Below are 14,188 nucleotides of genomic sequence, written 5' to 3' on the forward strand. Positions count from 1 at the left end.
CCGCCGTGTCGGGCTTCCGGCTGCACGGCTCCCGGGTCCTGGCCGTCGACCTGGCGGGCGACGCCGTCAAAGCAAAGAACGGCGCGATGATCGCCTACGAGGGCGAGATGTCGTTCAAGAAACTCACCGGCGGCGGCGAAGGGCTGCGCGGCATGGTCACCCGGCGGATCACCGGCGAGGCCATGGCCGTCATGGAGGTCCGCGGCACCGGCACCTGCTATTTCGCCGACCGCGCCACCGAGATCAACCTGGTCCGGCTGACCGGGGAGAAACTGTGGGTCGAGGCAAGCAACCTGCTGGCCACCGACGCCGCGCTGCGCACCGCCACCGCCTTCACCGGCCTGCGCGGCGCCGCCCAGGGCAACGGCCTGTTCACCACCACCGTCGAGGGCACCGGCCAGGCCGCGATCCTCTCCGAGGGCCCGGCCGTCGTCCTGCGCGTGACCCCCGCCACCCCGCTCGTCGTCGACCCGGGCGCCTACGTGGCGCACACCGGCCGGCTGAACCAGCAGTTCCAGTCCGGCGCCTCCTGGCGCACCCTGATGGGGGAGGGCTCCGGCGAGAGCGTCCAACTCCGCTTCGAGGGCGACGGCCTGGTCTACGTCCAGCCCAGCGAGCGCTGGGGGCACCCCCGGCGGAGCCAGGGGGAGATCGGGGGACAGGTCTGATGCCGTTCACCCGGATCAACCCCACCATGGTCGAGGCCCGGATCACCTCCGGGCAGCGGGTGTTCAGCCAGCGCGGCGCCATGCTCGCCTACCGCGGCCGGGTCTCCTTCACCCCCAGCATCACCGGCGGCCAGGGCGGCCTCGGCTCCATGATCGGCCGCCGCCTGGCCGGCGAGGCCGCCCCGCTGATGACCTCCGAGGGCGAGGGCACCGTGCTGTTCGGGCACGGCGGCCACCACGTGCACACCGTGGACCTGACCGGCGACACCCTCTACGTCGAGGCCGACCGGCTGCTGGCCTTCGACGGATCGCTGCGCCAGGGCACCATGTTCATGGGCTCCCAGGGCGGCGTGATGGGCGTCCTGCGCGGCCAGGCCACCGGCCAGGGCCTGTTCACCACCACCCTGGCCGGCCACGGCTCGGTGGCCTTCCTCGCCCACGGCGGCGTCGTCGAACTCCCCGTCGTCCCCGGCCGCACGGTGCACGTCGACCCGCAGGCGTACGCCGCCCACCGCGGCGACCTGCGCAGCCGGCTGTCCACCGCCATCGGCTGGCGCGAACTGGTCGGCCGCGGCTCCGGCGAGGCCTTCCAACTCGAACTGTCCGGCCAGGGCACGGTCTACGTCCAGGCGTCGGAGGAGAAGCTTTGACTGCTCCCTTCCCTGAGGGAGGGGATTTGTGGCTCAGGCTGCCTGCGGGAGCGGCGCTCCCACAGGTCTTGCGCCCTCGACACCAGCCGGGTTCAGACCAGCCCGGAGGAGCATCACGCGGGCGGAGTTCTTGTCCCTGGGGAACACGGCTCCGCAACGAGTGCAGGTGTAAGTACGTTCGGAAAGAGGAAGTGCGTGCTTGGTTCTCGCTCCGCACGATGCGCAGTCCATGGTGGTGTGCGCGGGGTTGACGAGGCGGATGTCCCGCCCGTGCTTGCGGCCCATCTCGATCAGGGCCGTCTTCGTGGCGGCAATGCCGGCGTCGGCTGCCTTGCGTGCCATCGTGGAGTGGGCGAGGAACTTCGGGCGGAAGTCCTCCACCGCAACCGTGTCGTGGGCAAGTCGCTGGGCGGCCTTGCGGCCGTGCTCGGCGTGGGGCAGGTCGTGGTCATCGGAGGTGGTGGTGGCTGTCTCCTTCACGCCCCAGTCGACGCCGAGCACCCTGCCCGTGACGGGCAGGGGTTGGGTCTGTGCGGGGACGACGAACGAGGCGTACCAGTGGCCGAGGCTGTCGCGGTACACACGCACCGAGGACGGATCGGCGGGCAGGGACCGCGACCACACCACGGTCACGACGATTCCGCCCGCCAGGTGCAGGCGCCCGTCCCTGAGGCCGAACCCGCGCTGGGTGTAGTTGAGTGTGGGCGGCGCCTCCCGCTTCTTCTTCGGCTTCGGCATCCCGGCCCGACGCCGCACCGGCAGCCGGTCCCTGATGTCCTTGAGCGCCTTCGCGCGGGCTTTGCCGAAGTCACGGATGATCTGCTGTTGCGGCACCGAGGAACCGTCTGCCAGCCACGGAGTATGGGCACGGGCCTGCGTCAGCATCCTGTCCAGCGCCGCGGGGCCGCACTCCTCGCCGTCGGCATAGGCCTTTTTCGAACGGGCCGCGCACTCGTTCCAGATCCACCGGCACCGCGACCACTCGGCTTCCAGCCCAGAGCGCGCAGTCGACGACACACGCAGCCGGCAGGTGTACCGGGCACGCCCGGAATCCTCCCCATTTCGCTGCGTTGGTGTGGTCACGGCCGTCATGCGACACCAGCGCAGTGTCACCAGTCAAATACGATAGGTACACAGAAGATGAGGAGCGCATCACGCTCCGCATCCCGGCCGACGTTCACACCCGGAGCCTCGCACAGGCCCGCAAAGCCCGCCGGTCCCTCCACTCCGAGATCGTCCACCGCCCGGAGGCCGAACGCGCCGACAGCCCAATCAACACCGCGTCGCCCTGACGGCAAACCCGCTTCCCCCGCCTCGCTCCATGGCAGTCCGATCCCTCCCCCGCCCGAAGGCCCAGGCATCCCCGGAGGAACCCGGTGACCTACCCGCCCCCGCCCGCGCACGCCCCCGGCGGTCCCGTGGTGTACGACCCCTACACCCTGCCGGCCGGCGACAACGTCAACCCGTATACCTTCAGCGTCCAGCTCGAGGGCCAGTGGTTCCTGCAGAAGGGGAAGATGATCGCCTACTACGGGCGGGTCGACTTCCACGCCATCGGGCACGGCCCGCTGGACCACCTGATCGCCGCGAGCTTCCACTCCCCGCTGCACGCCGCGGACTGGGTGGTCGCCCAGGGCAAGGGCGCCATGCTGCTCGCCGACCGCGCCCACCACGTGGACTCCTACGACCTGGACAACGGCAACCTGACCATCCGCTCCGGCAACCTGCTGGCCTTCGAACCGGGCCTGGCCCTCAAGCAGTCCGTGGTCCCCGGCTTCCTCACCCTCATCGGCACCGGCCGGTTCGTCGCCGCCTCCAACGGACAGGTCCACTTCGTGGAGCCGCCGGTCCGGGTCGACCCGCAGGCCCTGATCGGCTGGGCCGACTGCCCCTCGCCCGCCCACCACTACGACCACGCCTACCTGCGCGGCGTGATCGGCGGCCTGCGCCGGGCCACTGGCATTGGCGGAGCGTCCGGCGAGGAGCACCAGTTCGAGTTCACCGGCGCCGGACAAGTGCTGCTCCAGTCCACCGAGGTGCTGCTCGACCCGGCCCCCACCGGCGGCGTACCCGCGAGCGCCGGCCCCGGCGTACCCGGCGCGGGCGGAGCCTGACCGACGCTCCACGAGGGTCGGCCCGGGGACTTCGCGCGCGGTCCAGCGGAGGCGGGGGCACCCCCAGTGACCACCCGATCACCCTTACGATCATCCGTCGTTCAACTGACGGTAGAATTCACCCATGGAGACCGAGACCGCGGACGCCGTCACCCACTGGCTCACCGACGAGGAGCAGCGGGCCTGGCGCATCCACCTCGAAGTCAGCCGGCTACTGATGTACCAGCTCGAACGGGACCTGCAACCCTTCGGCCTGACCAACAACGACTACGAGATCCTGGTCAACCTCTCCGAGGCCGAGGACCACCGGATGCGGATGAGCGACCTCGCCAAGTCCACCCTGCAGTCCAAGAGCCGTCTGTCCCACCAGATCACGCGCATGGAGGCCGTCGGCCTGGTGCGCCGGGAGAACTGCGACACCGACCGCCGCGGGCTGTTCGCCGTGCTCACCGACCACGGCTGGGACACCATGCGCAAGGTCGCCCCCCAGCACGTCGCCTCCGTCCGCGCCCACTTCATCGACCTGATCAGCGCCGAGGCCCTCACCTCCTACCGCGAGGCCCTGCAGCCCGTCGTGGCCCACCTGCGCAGCGAACGCGGCCGCTGAGCCGCACTTCTCCACGCCCCCCACCCCCCTTCACGCCACCCCACGGAGACCGCCCGCGGTTTGGAACCGCCCGGCGCGGCAACGAGTACCCCGGCGAACGGAGGCGGAACCGTCGGCCCCGGCGGTCCGCCTCCGATGCACGCCTGCCGCCACGGACGGCGGGCCGGCCGAGATCGGCAACCGGCACGACCCGATCGAACCGCTGCTGACAAGGATCTGACTCCCGTGGACCGCATACCGCTTTCCCGTCCTCACCGCCTTCCTCGCCTTCCCCGTCGTCCCCGCCTCCGCCGCCCGCCGCGGCCGCGCGCGCTCGCCCTCCCTGCGCTGCTGCTCGCGCTGGCGACGATCACGACCGCGTGCACCGGCAGCGGCGGCTCGGCGGGCGCCGACTCCCGGAACGGCAAGAGCACCCAGACCACCGGCTCCTCGGCCAAGGTCGCGGTGACCCCGGCCGCCGGCACCAGCGGCGTCAGCCCCGGCGCCCCGGTCAAGGTCGCCGTCACCGGCGGCACTCTGCGTACGGTCACCGTGACCCCCGTCGGCGACGCCACCGACGGCGTTCACCCCATCGAGGTCACCGGCGCCCTCGACGCGGCCCGCACGAGCTGGACCTCGAACCGCACCATGACGCCCGGCACCGCCTACACCGTCACGGCCACCGCCGCCGACAGCGCCGGCCGGCAGACCCGTACCACCAGCACCTTCCACACGATCACCGCCGGCCGGATCAACGGCGTCACCCCGACCCCGCTCAACAACGCCGTGGTCGGCGTCGGCCTGCCGATCTCCCTCCAGTTCGACAAACCCGTCGCCGACAAGGCCGCCGTCCAACGGGCGCTGTCCGTCACCACCACCCCCGCCACCCCCGGAAGCTGGGGCTGGGTGACCACCCAGACCGGCTACGACCGAGTGGACTGGCGCCCGGACGCGTACTGGAAGCCCGGCACCAAGGTCACACTGACCGCGAAGCTGTCCGGCATCGACACCGGCGGCGGCCGCTACCTGCGCCGCGACGTCCACGACACCTTCTCCATCGGCCCGTCCCGCATCTCCTACGTGGACCTGCGCGCCCACCGCATGCGCGTCACCGAGAACGGCCGCACCGTCAAGGTCTTCCCCGTCTCCGCCGGCCAGGCCCGCTTCCCCACCTGGGACGGCACGATGGTGGTGATCAGCAAGCAGTCCACCGTCCGCATGACCTCGTCCTCCGTCAACATCGCGACCGCCAAGGACTCCGCCGACTTCTACGACAAGGACGTGCACTGGGCCGTCAACATCACCACCTCCGGCACGTACACCCACGCGGCGCCCTGGAACGCGGCCTTCATCGGCAAGGAGAACAAGAGCCACGGCTGCATCGGCATGAACACCGCCGACGCCAAATGGTTCTTCGACCGGGCCAAACGCGGCGACCTCGTGATCAGCACCGGTTCGAACCGCGGCACCGTCGACCCGGGCAACGGCTACGGCGACTGGAACCTGTCCACGGCACAGTGGCACGCCCGCAGCGCGCTCGATCGGTGAGACAGCTTCGACCGGTATGTGACCGGCGGGTAGGCTCGGGGGCGTGTCCAAGCCGCTGAGCCTGCCCTTCGATCCGATCGCCCGCGCCGACGAGCTGTGGACCAGGCACTGGGGGGAGGTGCCCTCGATGGCCGCCATCACCTCGATCATGCGGGCGCAGCAGATCCTGCTCGGCCAGGTGGACGCGATCGTCCGGCCGTACGGACTCACCTTCGCGCGCTACGAGGCACTGGTGCTGCTCACCTTCTCCCAGGCCGGCGAACTGCCCATGTCCAAGATCGGCGAGCGGCTGATGGTCCACCCCACCTCGGTGACCAACACCGTCGACCGCCTGGTCACCGCGGGCCTGGTCGCCAAGCGCCCCAACCCCAACGACGGCCGCGGCACCCTCGCCTCCATCACCGACAAGGGCCGCGAAATCGTCGAGGCCGCCACCCGCGACCTGATCGCCATGGACTTCGGCCTGGGCGCCTACGACGCCGAGGAATGCGGCGAGATCTTCGCCCTGCTGCGGCCGCTGCGGATAGCGGCGGGGGACTTCGACGAGGGCTGAGGGCGGCTCCGGGGGACGAAACGGCACCGGTTAGGCTGCTTGCCATGAAATCCAGCGTGCTGACCCGCTACCGGGTGATGGCCTACGTGACGGGTGTGCTGCTGATCGCGCTCACCCTCGGCGTCATCGCCAAGTACGTGCTCGACATCAATGGCGCGGGCACCTTCACCACCGCCGTCGGCTTCGCCCACGGCTGGCTCTATGTCGTCTACCTGGTTTTCGCCTTCGACATGTGCTCCAAGGCGAAGTGGCCGATCGGCAAGATGGCCTGGGTGCTCCTCGCGGGTACCGTCCCCACGGCCGCGTTCTTCGTGGAGCGCCGCGTCCACCGTGAGCTCGCCCCCAAGGTGATCACCGCCGACTCCGCGGAGCCGGTCAAGGTCTGAGACCTCCGAGGCTCTGAGTCCGTCGCGGCTCTGAGACCCGGCTCACTCACCCGGTGAGCCGCTTCGCATCGACATTTACTTGGACGTCCTAGTAAATTTGAAGGTATGGACGCCCACGGCATTGAGCAGGGCCGCCAGCGCTGGCAGGCCCGGTATGACGCCGCCACCAAGCGGCACGCCGACTTCACCACCCTCTCGGGCGATCCCGTCGCGCCGGTGTACGGGCCACCGCCCGGCACCGACCTGCCCGGGTTCGAGCGAATCGGCTGGCCCGGCGAATACCCCTTCACCAGGGGGCTGTACCCGACCGGCTACCGGGGCCGTACCTGGACCATCCGGCAGTTCGCGGGGTTCGGCAACGCCGAGCAGACCAATGACCGCTACCAGAAGATCCTCAAGGCCGGCGGCGGCGGACTGTCCGTCGCCTTCGACATGCCCACGTTGATGGGCCGCGACTCCGACGACCCGCGTTCGCTGGGCGAGGTCGGCCACTGCGGGGTCGCGATCGACTCCGCCGCCGACATGGAGGTCCTGTTCCGGGACATCCCGCTCGGCGACGTCACCACCTCCATGACCATCTCCGGGCCGGCCGTGCCGGTCTTCTGCATGTACCTGGTCGCCGCCGAGCGCCAGGGCGTGGACCCCGGCGTGCTCAACGGCACGCTGCAGACCGACATCTTCAAGGAGTACATCGCCCAGAAGGAGTGGCTGTTCGAGCCCGGCCCGCATCTGCGGCTGATCGGTGACCTGATGGAGTACTGCGTGGCGCGCATCCCCGCGTACAAACCGCTGTCGGTCTCCGGTTACCACATCCGCGAGGCGGGCGCGACGGCCGCGCAGGAGCTCGCGTACACCCTGGCGGACGGTTTCGGGTACGTGGAACTGGGGCTGTCCCGCGGCCTGGACGTCGAGACCTTCGCCCCGGGCCTGTCCTTCTTCTTCGACGCGCACCTCGATTTCTTCGAGGAGATCGCCAAGTTCCGCGCGGCCCGCCGGATCTGGGCCCGCTGGATGCGCGACGTGTACGGCGCCACCACCGACAAGGCGCAGTGGCTGCGCTTCCACACCCAGACCGCTGGGGTGTCGCTGACCGCCCAGCAGCCGTACAACAACGTGGTGCGCACCGCGGTGGAGGCGCTGTCGGCGGTGCTCGGCGGCACCAACTCGCTGCACACCAACGCGCTCGACGAGACGCTGGCGCTGCCCAGCGAGCAGGCCGCCGAGGTCGCGCTGCGCACCCAGCAGGTACTGATGGAGGAGACCGGCGTCGCCAACGTCGCCGATCCGCTGGGCGGTTCCTGGTACGTGGAGGCGCTGACCGACCGGATCGAGGCGGACGCGGAGAAGATCTTCGACCGGATCAAGGAACTGGGCGCGCGGGCGGTGCCGAGCGGGGAGCACCCGATCGGCCCGATGACCTCGGGCATTCTGCGCGGCATCGAGGACGGCTTCTTCACCCAGGAGATCGCCGAGTCCGCGTTCCGCTATCAGACCGCGCTGGAGAAGGGCGAGAAGGCGGTGGTCGGCGTCAACCGGCACACCGGCTCGGTCACCGGCGACCTGGAGATCCTGCGGGTCAGCCACGAGGTGGAGCGGGAGCAGGTGCGCACGCTCGGGGAGCGCCGGGCCGCCCGCGACGACGCCGGCGTACGGGCCGCGCTGGACGGCATGCTGGCCGCCGCCCGCGACGGCGGCAACATGATCGAGCCGATGCTGGCCGCGGTGCGCGCCGAGGCCACGCTCGGCGAGATCTGCGACGCGTTGCGGCAGCAGTGGGGTGTGTACGCGGAACCCGCCCGGTTCTGACCGATGTGCCGGTCCTGTCGGGCCGCGGCCGGTTCCCGCCGGTCGCGGCTCCGGGACCGCGGTGGGGTTTACGTACTCTCGTACGAACCCAACCGGCCCCCCAGGGAGTGAACTTCGTGTCCCTCGAAGCGACCGTCGGCGACGACGGGATGATCTACATCCGTGAGACAGACGAACCGGACGTGGTGGCCGTGACCACCCCCGCCAAGTGGGAGGCGTTCGTGAAAGGCGTCAAAGCGGGGGAGTTCGACCACTTCGTGGACGACGACAGCTTCATGGACGACAGAGTGGTGGAACAGGGCGCCTGGGCGGAGGGCGCCTAGGCGGCGTGCAGGCCGCCGATGCCGGCGACGAGGAGCAGGGCGAGGCGGTCCGCCCACTCCTCGTCCACCGGTTCGGAGCTGACCATCACCCGGTGCACCACCGAGCCGGCCACCACGTCGAAGATCATGTCGTCCCGGCCGGGGTCCTCGGTGCCGTCGTCGGGCGGCAGCTCGCCGCGTTCCTGGGCGCGCATGCGGCCGAGCAGCACCAGGTGTTTTTGCCGGTCGACGATCGCGTCGCGGATCCGGCGGCGCAGCGGCTCGTCGGAGGTGGCCTCGGCCACCACCGCCATCAGCGCGGTCCGGGTCTCGGGCATGTTCAGCAGCTCGGCGAAGCGAAGCACGACGCCCTGGATGTCGGCCCGCAGGCTGCCGAGGTCGGGCAGTTCCAGACGTTCCTCGAACAGCGCCGCCACCGCGTCCACGACCAGCTCGTTCTTGCCCGGCCAGCGCCGGTAGAGGGTGGTCTTGGCCACCCCGGCCCGGGCCGCCACGTCGCCGAGGGTGAGCCCGCCGAAGCCCAGCTCGACCAGTGCTTCGCGGGTCGCCTCCAGAATTGCCCGGTCCGCGTCGGCACTCCTGGGGCGTCCGGTCCGTTTATGGTGCGGGACAGGTGGGGGGGAGGGGCGCATAGCCGGACCATACCGGCCGGTAACGAGCCAGGCGAGTGATCCGAATCACATCGAACGGGCGCGCGAATGAAGCTACCGGCCAGTTACGCTACGGCTCGTAGCGAAACCCGTGGCGGTCCTTACCCGCCGCGCACCGCGACGACAACCACGGGCACGGATGGGGATCCGTGCCGCAGCACCACCGTTGAGCACCGCTCAGCACCACCGCACCAGCACCTCGGCAGCACGAGATCAACCGCACCACCGGCCGCAGACGTGCGCTGTGGGCCCCGCGATCCGGCGGGGTTCCCGGCTCAGTGCACGGTTTGCCTCACAAGGGGGGAGGATTGGCCTCATGCAGCCTAGGAACATGTCCATGAGCGGCGTGGTCGACCTCGCCGCGGTGAAGGCGGCCAGCGAGGCCAAGGCCAAGGCCGAACAGGCCAGGGCGCAGCGACAGAGTGGCGACGCCGGTGCGGCGCCCGCCTCCCCGCTCGTCATCGAGGTGACCGAGGAGACCTTCGAGAGCGACGTCCTGCAGCGCTCGGCCGAGGTACCCGTCGTCATCAGCTTCTGGGCCGACCAGGCCGAGCAGAGCAAGCAGCTCAACACGGTGCTCACGCGCCTGGCCGGGCAGTACCGCGGCCGGTTCGTGCTCGCCACCGCCGATGTCTACGCCAACCAGCTCCTCTTCCAGCAGTTCGGTGTGCAGGGCGTGCCCGCGGTCTTCGCGGTGCTGGCCGGCCAGGCCATGCCACTCTTCCAGGGCGCCGCGCCCGAGCCGCAGATCGCCGAGGTGCTCGACCAGCTCATCGCGGTCGCCGAGCAGCGGTTCGGCATCGTCGGCCCGGAGGTCGACGCGCAGGCCGTGCCCGAGGCCGAGCCGGAGCCGCCGCGGCTGCCCACCGCGCAGGAGCTGGCGCTGTCCGCCGGCCACGACGCGCTGGACGCCGGTGACCTGGGCGGCGCGATCCAGGCGTACAAGAACGTGCTGGCCGACGAACCCGCCAACATCGAGGCCAAGCTGGGCCTGGCCCAGGCCGAACTGCTGAACCGGGTGCAGGGCGCCGACCCCGCCGCGGTGCGCGCCGCCGCGGCCGAGCGGCCCACCGACGTCCAGGCCCAACTCGCCGCCGCGGACCTCGATCTGGTGGGCGGTCATGTCGAGGACGCCTTCTCCCGGCTGGTGGACACCGTGCGCCGCACCTTCGGCGACGACCGGGACACCGCCCGGCTGCGGCTGCTGGACCTGTTCGAGGTGATCGGGCCGGACGACCCCAGGGTGACGGCCGCGCGCGCCGCGCTCGCCCGGGTGCTGTTCTGACCGGTTCCGGGCGCTGGTTCCGGACAGAGCACGCTCGAAGGTTTGATCACTCAGCGTCGATCGCTGGACGCCCCCACTCCGAGGTGAGCAGGGGGTCTCGTCCACTCTGCGTTGCCCGCCGTAGAGCGATTTGACGACACGGCGACCGCACTTTATCAAACCGTGATAAAGCGCGGTCGCCGTTACTTCGGGTAAGAACAGTGTCCTGATTTGGTGGGTCATGCCACCTGATGCCGGTTTTTGCGACGCCGTGCCTCGTGACGCAGGGTGAGGCTACCCCCTGTGATGATCATGCGAGCGACACGCTTGCGTTACTCGCTGGTAATGAACCCCCTTGTGCGCCGCGCCCGAATGGACCACGATCGGCCAAGCTCGGTCCGTAGCCACTGCCCGGCAGCCAGCCGGTGCCGCGGTCACGGGTCCCCGCCGAGTGGGAGTGCGCGGTGCGAGCCCGCGGCTCCGGGACAGGGGGGTCTCCGTCGCCGGTCACCACCCGTGGACCCGTCATGGACCCGTCCCCGGACGGCAGCTGTGCGGAGCCTGTCCCGCAGGTTGCGCGCGAGCGTGGCCAGTGGTTGTCGCTCGGGGGTGATCGCCGATGATCCGGACGGCGCCGTCCGCCCTCTCCTTGTGGGACGTGGGACGGTACGGGCCACCGATCCCCGGCGCTCTCCTTCCCGAGGACGTAGCACTTCTCCCATCCCAGGCCGGGACCTCATTCCGGGCCGGAGATGTACGTCCGAGAAGGAGGAAGTATGGAGTCCCACGTTCGTGGCGGTACCAGATGGAAGCGGTTCGCCGTGGTCATGGTGCCGAGTGTCGCGGCCACGGCCGCTATCGGCGTGGCGCTGGCGCAGGGCGCGCTCGCCGCGTCGTTCAGCGTTTCCGGGCAGCAGTTCAAGGTCACCGCCAAGACACTCCACGGGTACGGGTTCGAGCAGTACGGCAGCGTCGACGCGCCGAGCGGGAAGGGTCCCGTTCCCGTGGTCGTGTCGGCGTTCACCGACGCCGACATCACCGGCATGTGCCAGTCGGTCGTCGTCCCCGCGCCGTTCATCGGCGATGTCACGGTGAAGCTGACCGCCGGCAACGACGGCAAGGTGGTCAAGGCCCACAACCTGTACATCGACCTGGACCAGCTCGACGCCGACGCCACGTTCACCGACATCAACATCGGTGTCGCCACCGGCGCTCTCAGCGACGGCCCCGGTGTCGAGCCGTCCGTGAAGGACAACTACCCGGGCAACTTCGCGCAGGAGGCGAAGGAGGCCTACTTGACCGACGTCAAGCAGACTGCCTGGGCGACGAGCGCCGGCACCTTCAAGCTGTCCGGCGTGAGCCTGCGTCTGCACAAGGGCTCCGGGCCCGGGGTCGAGTGCTACTGAGCACCGCCTGAGTGGTCACGGGCGAGCCGCGCGGGATGCGGCTCGCCCGAGACCCCCCTGACTTATCGCAAAGCCAGTCCCAGGGAGCTGTTTTCCATGAGCGCCGAGTCGACAGGACTGCGTGCCCGGATCCACCGCGTCCGTCTCGCCTTCCGCCACTGGCGGTGGCAGCGCCCGTTCTGGGCGGGTCTGTGGACCCTCCTGGGCGGGCTGCCCATCGTGTACTTCCCGTATGCGAACCTCACGCTCGGCCAGTTGACCATCCGGATGGCCACGACGGCGGGTTCCGGTTCGCTGATCATCGGTGTCCTGCTCTTCGTCCTCGGCCTGACCATGTGGTTCCAGAGCCAGGTACGGATCTTCGCGGGCGTGGCCTCGATCCTGCTCGCGCTGGTCTCCCTCGTGATCTCCAACTTCGGCGGTTTCCTGCTGGGTTTCCTGTTCGCGCTGTTCGGCGGGGCGCTGGCGGTCGCGTGGTCGCCGGGCAGCCCGGCGACCGACGCCCCCGGCGGGACGGCCGAACTGCCCGGCGACCTGCCGGAGTCCGGCGACCTCCCGGTCCGGCACGAGGTGCCCGCCGGGCCCGTCGTGCCGGTGCAGGGCGGGGACGCGTACCCGGCGCCGGTGCTCGCGGGAGCGCTGCCCGAGGAAGAGACCACCGAGAAGAACGGGAGGCACCGTGCTGGGTGACCAGGCTCAGCCGGCCGAGAGCGACGGGGCCCGCAACAGGGCGACCTCCGGTCCGCGTCACGCGGCCCCCCGCAAGTCGATGCTGACCAGGCTGCACGTCCCCGCCGGGAAGGCGGTGGCGCTCGCGGCCATGCCCACCGCAGTGCTGATGGGCATGGGCTTCACGCCGCACTTCGCCCAGGCGGACGAGATGCCCAAGGACACGTTCAAGGCAGGACCCTGCGTCTCCCAGACGGACAACTCCGCGCACACGGCCGCCAAGCCGTCCGCGGCGGGGTCCGCTGCGAAGGGGGACAAGGGCACGGGCGCGGCGAAGGACAAGTCCGCGCCGGGCGACACCGGTTCCGGTACGGCCGGTTCCGGTGGTACGAAGCCCACGCCGTCGGCGAGCCCGTCGCCGTCCGCGCAGGCGCCGGGGACGAAGGGCGGCAGCCCGGTCACGAGCCTGCTGCCGTCCGGCACGGACACGGCCAAGCCGCAGCCGAGCGCGAGCCCGACGCCGAGCACGCCGGCCTCCGGTTCGGCCGGCTCCGGTGGTTCCGGGTCGTCGGGTTCGTCCGGGTCGTCCGTCGACCCGCAGGACCCGCTGGGCCTGGGCCACCTGCTCGGCGGCCTGCTGGGCACCGGCAAGACCAGCCCGACGCCGTCGCCCTCGCCGACCGCCACGCAGACGCCCAAGCCGTCGCCCTCGCCCACCGCGAGCGCGCCGAGCACGAGCCCGGCTCCGCAGGCGCCGGGCAAGCCCTCGTCAGGCGGCTCGGGTTCGTCGGGCTCGTCGACGGGTTCGGCGTCCGGTTCGTCGTCGGGTTCGTCCGCCGGGACGTCCTCGGTCGGCCGTACGGTGGAGGACGCCGGGAAGGGGGCCGCGGGCGCCGTCACACGGACCGTGAAGGACCTCACGGGGGCCACGGGGTCCCATGAGTCCAAGGCGGGCTCCACGGGCGCCACAGCGGCCTCACAGGGCCCGCAGTCCTACCCGTGCCCCACCTACGACGCGAAGGCGTTCGCCGACGCGCCGGTGGAGGGCGGGATCCCGCTGCTGCCGGACGACCCGTGGACGCTGAAGAGTTCCAAGCTCTCGCTGCACGGGCTCCAGTACGACGGGATCAGACGGGTGCAGACCTGGAGCGGGCAGTTCAAGGAGGTGCTGAAGTTCACCGCCACCGGCGTGGACATCGACGACCTCTGGCAGATCGTCAACGGCCCCCGCGGCTCGCACACCTGGGTCCAGGCCCGGGCCGGGTCCACGTCCACCATCACCAACGGCACGGTGACCATGTACACCGAGTCCCTCAGCGGCAACCTGCTGGGCCTGATCCCGATCACCTTCACCCCGAAGGCGCCGCCGCCGCTGACCCTGCCGGAGCTGTTCTTCACCGATGTCACGGTCATTCAGGCCGGGCAGTTCGGCGGTGACCTGTTCGTCCCCGGCATGCACGTCGTGCCGAACCAGCCCTGACCCACCCGCACCGCCCCTACCCCCATCGCCGCGCGGCCCGCACCCCGAGGATTTCCGACGGGGGTACGGGCCGCGCGGCGTTCCG

The 14,188-nt window shown here is 70.7% G+C and carries 15 protein-coding genes; 13 read left to right on the forward strand and 2 right to left on the reverse strand.

Annotation, left to right across the window (positions count from 1 at the left end; translation table 11 throughout):
* Positions 1–5 precede the first annotated feature (5 nt).
* Together ITX44_RS04090 and ITX44_RS04095 are read left to right on the forward strand one after the other, a co-directional pair.
* The gene (locus ITX44_RS04090) at positions 6–668 is read left to right on the forward strand and encodes an AIM24 family protein (RefSeq protein ID WP_205355590.1); all 663 of its coding nucleotides are present in this window, start codon (positions 6–8) and stop codon (positions 666–668) included.
* A complete protein-coding gene (locus ITX44_RS04095; RefSeq protein WP_205355591.1) occupies positions 668–1,318 on the forward strand; it encodes an AIM24 family protein in 651 nt (216 codons plus the stop codon). The genes ITX44_RS04090 and ITX44_RS04095 overlap by 1 nt, the downstream gene beginning before the upstream one ends.
* Before the next feature lie 33 nt (positions 1,319–1,351).
* Here ITX44_RS04095 and ITX44_RS04100 read toward each other — a convergent pair whose 3' ends face one another.
* Entirely contained in the window at positions 1,352–2,410 is a 1,059-nt protein-coding gene (locus ITX44_RS04100; protein WP_205355592.1) for an RNA-guided endonuclease InsQ/TnpB family protein, read from the reverse strand.
* Positions 2,411–2,694: 284 nt separating this feature from the next.
* On the opposite strand from ITX44_RS04100, the gene ITX44_RS04105 reads away from it, so the two are divergent.
* From ITX44_RS04105 to ITX44_RS04135, 7 genes are all read left to right on the forward strand, one after another.
* Entirely contained in the window at positions 2,695–3,432 is a 738-nt protein-coding gene (locus tag ITX44_RS04105; protein ID WP_205355593.1) for an AIM24 family protein, read from the forward strand.
* 124 nt (positions 3,433–3,556) lie between these two features.
* Complete coding sequence (locus ITX44_RS04110; protein WP_205355594.1) at positions 3,557–4,039, forward strand: MarR family winged helix-turn-helix transcriptional regulator; 483 nt, start codon at positions 3,557–3,559, stop codon at positions 4,037–4,039.
* Between the two features lie 225 nt (positions 4,040–4,264).
* On the forward strand, positions 4,265–5,566 hold the full coding sequence (locus ITX44_RS04115) for a L,D-transpeptidase (RefSeq protein WP_205355595.1): 1,302 nt from the start codon (positions 4,265–4,267) through the stop codon (positions 5,564–5,566).
* A gap of 43 nt (positions 5,567–5,609) precedes the next feature.
* The gene (locus ITX44_RS04120) at positions 5,610–6,119 is read left to right on the forward strand and encodes a MarR family winged helix-turn-helix transcriptional regulator (protein ID WP_205355596.1); all 510 of its coding nucleotides are present in this window, start codon (positions 5,610–5,612) and stop codon (positions 6,117–6,119) included.
* A 44-nt stretch (positions 6,120–6,163) separates the two neighbouring features.
* Entirely contained in the window at positions 6,164–6,505 is a 342-nt protein-coding gene (locus ITX44_RS04125) for a DUF3817 domain-containing protein (protein WP_205355597.1), read from the forward strand.
* Positions 6,506–6,610: 105 nt separating this feature from the next.
* Positions 6,611–8,311, forward strand: coding sequence for a coenzyme B12-dependent isobutyryl-CoA mutase large subunit (gene icmA, locus ITX44_RS04130; RefSeq protein WP_205355598.1), 1,701 nt, complete (start codon positions 6,611–6,613; stop codon positions 8,309–8,311).
* Between the two features lie 116 nt (positions 8,312–8,427).
* Positions 8,428–8,634: a DUF397 domain-containing protein gene (locus ITX44_RS04135; protein WP_372440827.1), complete on the forward strand. Its 207-nt coding sequence runs from the start codon at positions 8,428–8,430 to the stop codon at positions 8,632–8,634.
* Here the strand turns inward: ITX44_RS04135 and ITX44_RS04140 are convergent.
* On the reverse strand, positions 8,631–9,266 hold the full coding sequence (locus tag ITX44_RS04140; RefSeq protein ID WP_205355599.1) for a TetR/AcrR family transcriptional regulator: 636 nt from the start codon (positions 9,264–9,266) through the stop codon (positions 8,631–8,633). The genes ITX44_RS04135 and ITX44_RS04140 overlap by 4 nt on opposite strands.
* Before the next feature lie 334 nt (positions 9,267–9,600).
* Between ITX44_RS04140 and ITX44_RS04145 the strand changes: the two genes are divergently transcribed.
* The 4 genes from ITX44_RS04145 to ITX44_RS04160 all read left to right on the forward strand — a co-directional run bounded on the left by ITX44_RS04145 (position 9,601) and on the right by ITX44_RS04160 (position 14,103).
* The gene (locus ITX44_RS04145; RefSeq protein ID WP_205355600.1) at positions 9,601–10,569 is read left to right on the forward strand and encodes a tetratricopeptide repeat protein; all 969 of its coding nucleotides are present in this window, start codon (positions 9,601–9,603) and stop codon (positions 10,567–10,569) included.
* A gap of 755 nt (positions 10,570–11,324) precedes the next feature.
* A complete protein-coding gene (locus ITX44_RS04150) occupies positions 11,325–11,954 on the forward strand; it encodes a DUF6230 family protein (RefSeq protein ID WP_205355601.1) in 630 nt (209 codons plus the stop codon).
* 96 nt (positions 11,955–12,050) lie between these two features.
* Positions 12,051–12,644 carry a DUF6114 domain-containing protein gene (locus ITX44_RS04155; RefSeq protein ID WP_205355602.1) on the forward strand — a complete coding sequence of 198 codons (594 nt, stop codon included), beginning with the start codon at positions 12,051–12,053 and terminating at the stop codon, positions 12,642–12,644.
* Positions 12,634–14,103 (forward strand): hydrogenase expression protein HypF, encoded by a 1,470-nt coding sequence (locus tag ITX44_RS04160; RefSeq protein WP_205355603.1) that lies wholly within the window; start codon positions 12,634–12,636, stop codon positions 14,101–14,103. Before ITX44_RS04155 ends, ITX44_RS04160 begins: the two co-directional genes overlap by 11 nt.
* Positions 14,104–14,188: the final 85 nt, after the last annotated feature.

The organism is Actinacidiphila acididurans (assembly GCF_016918855.1).
Classification (GTDB): domain Bacteria; phylum Actinomycetota; class Actinomycetes; order Streptomycetales; family Streptomycetaceae; genus Actinacidiphila; species Actinacidiphila acididurans.

Bases quoted from the DNA above. Each gene is read 5' to 3' on its own strand.
- ITX44_RS04095 (WP_205355591.1), top strand. From the start codon at position 668: ATGCCGTTCACCCGGATCAACCCCACCATGGTCGAGGCCCGGATCACC.
- ITX44_RS04100 (WP_205355592.1), bottom strand. From the start codon at position 2,410: ATGACGGCCGTGACCACACCAACGCAGCGAAATGGGGAGGATTCCGGG.
- ITX44_RS04110 (WP_205355594.1), top strand. From the start codon at position 3,557: ATGGAGACCGAGACCGCGGACGCCGTCACCCACTGGCTCACCGACGAG.
- ITX44_RS04125 (WP_205355597.1), top strand. From the start codon at position 6,164: ATGAAATCCAGCGTGCTGACCCGCTACCGGGTGATGGCCTACGTGACG.
- icmA (WP_205355598.1), top strand. From the start codon at position 6,611: ATGGACGCCCACGGCATTGAGCAGGGCCGCCAGCGCTGGCAGGCCCGG.
- ITX44_RS04140 (WP_205355599.1), bottom strand. From the start codon at position 9,266: ATGCGCCCCTCCCCCCCACCTGTCCCGCACCATAAACGGACCGGACGC.
- ITX44_RS04145 (WP_205355600.1), top strand. From the start codon at position 9,601: ATGCAGCCTAGGAACATGTCCATGAGCGGCGTGGTCGACCTCGCCGCG.
- ITX44_RS04150 (WP_205355601.1), top strand. From the start codon at position 11,325: ATGGAGTCCCACGTTCGTGGCGGTACCAGATGGAAGCGGTTCGCCGTG.
- ITX44_RS04155 (WP_205355602.1), top strand. From the start codon at position 12,051: ATGAGCGCCGAGTCGACAGGACTGCGTGCCCGGATCCACCGCGTCCGT.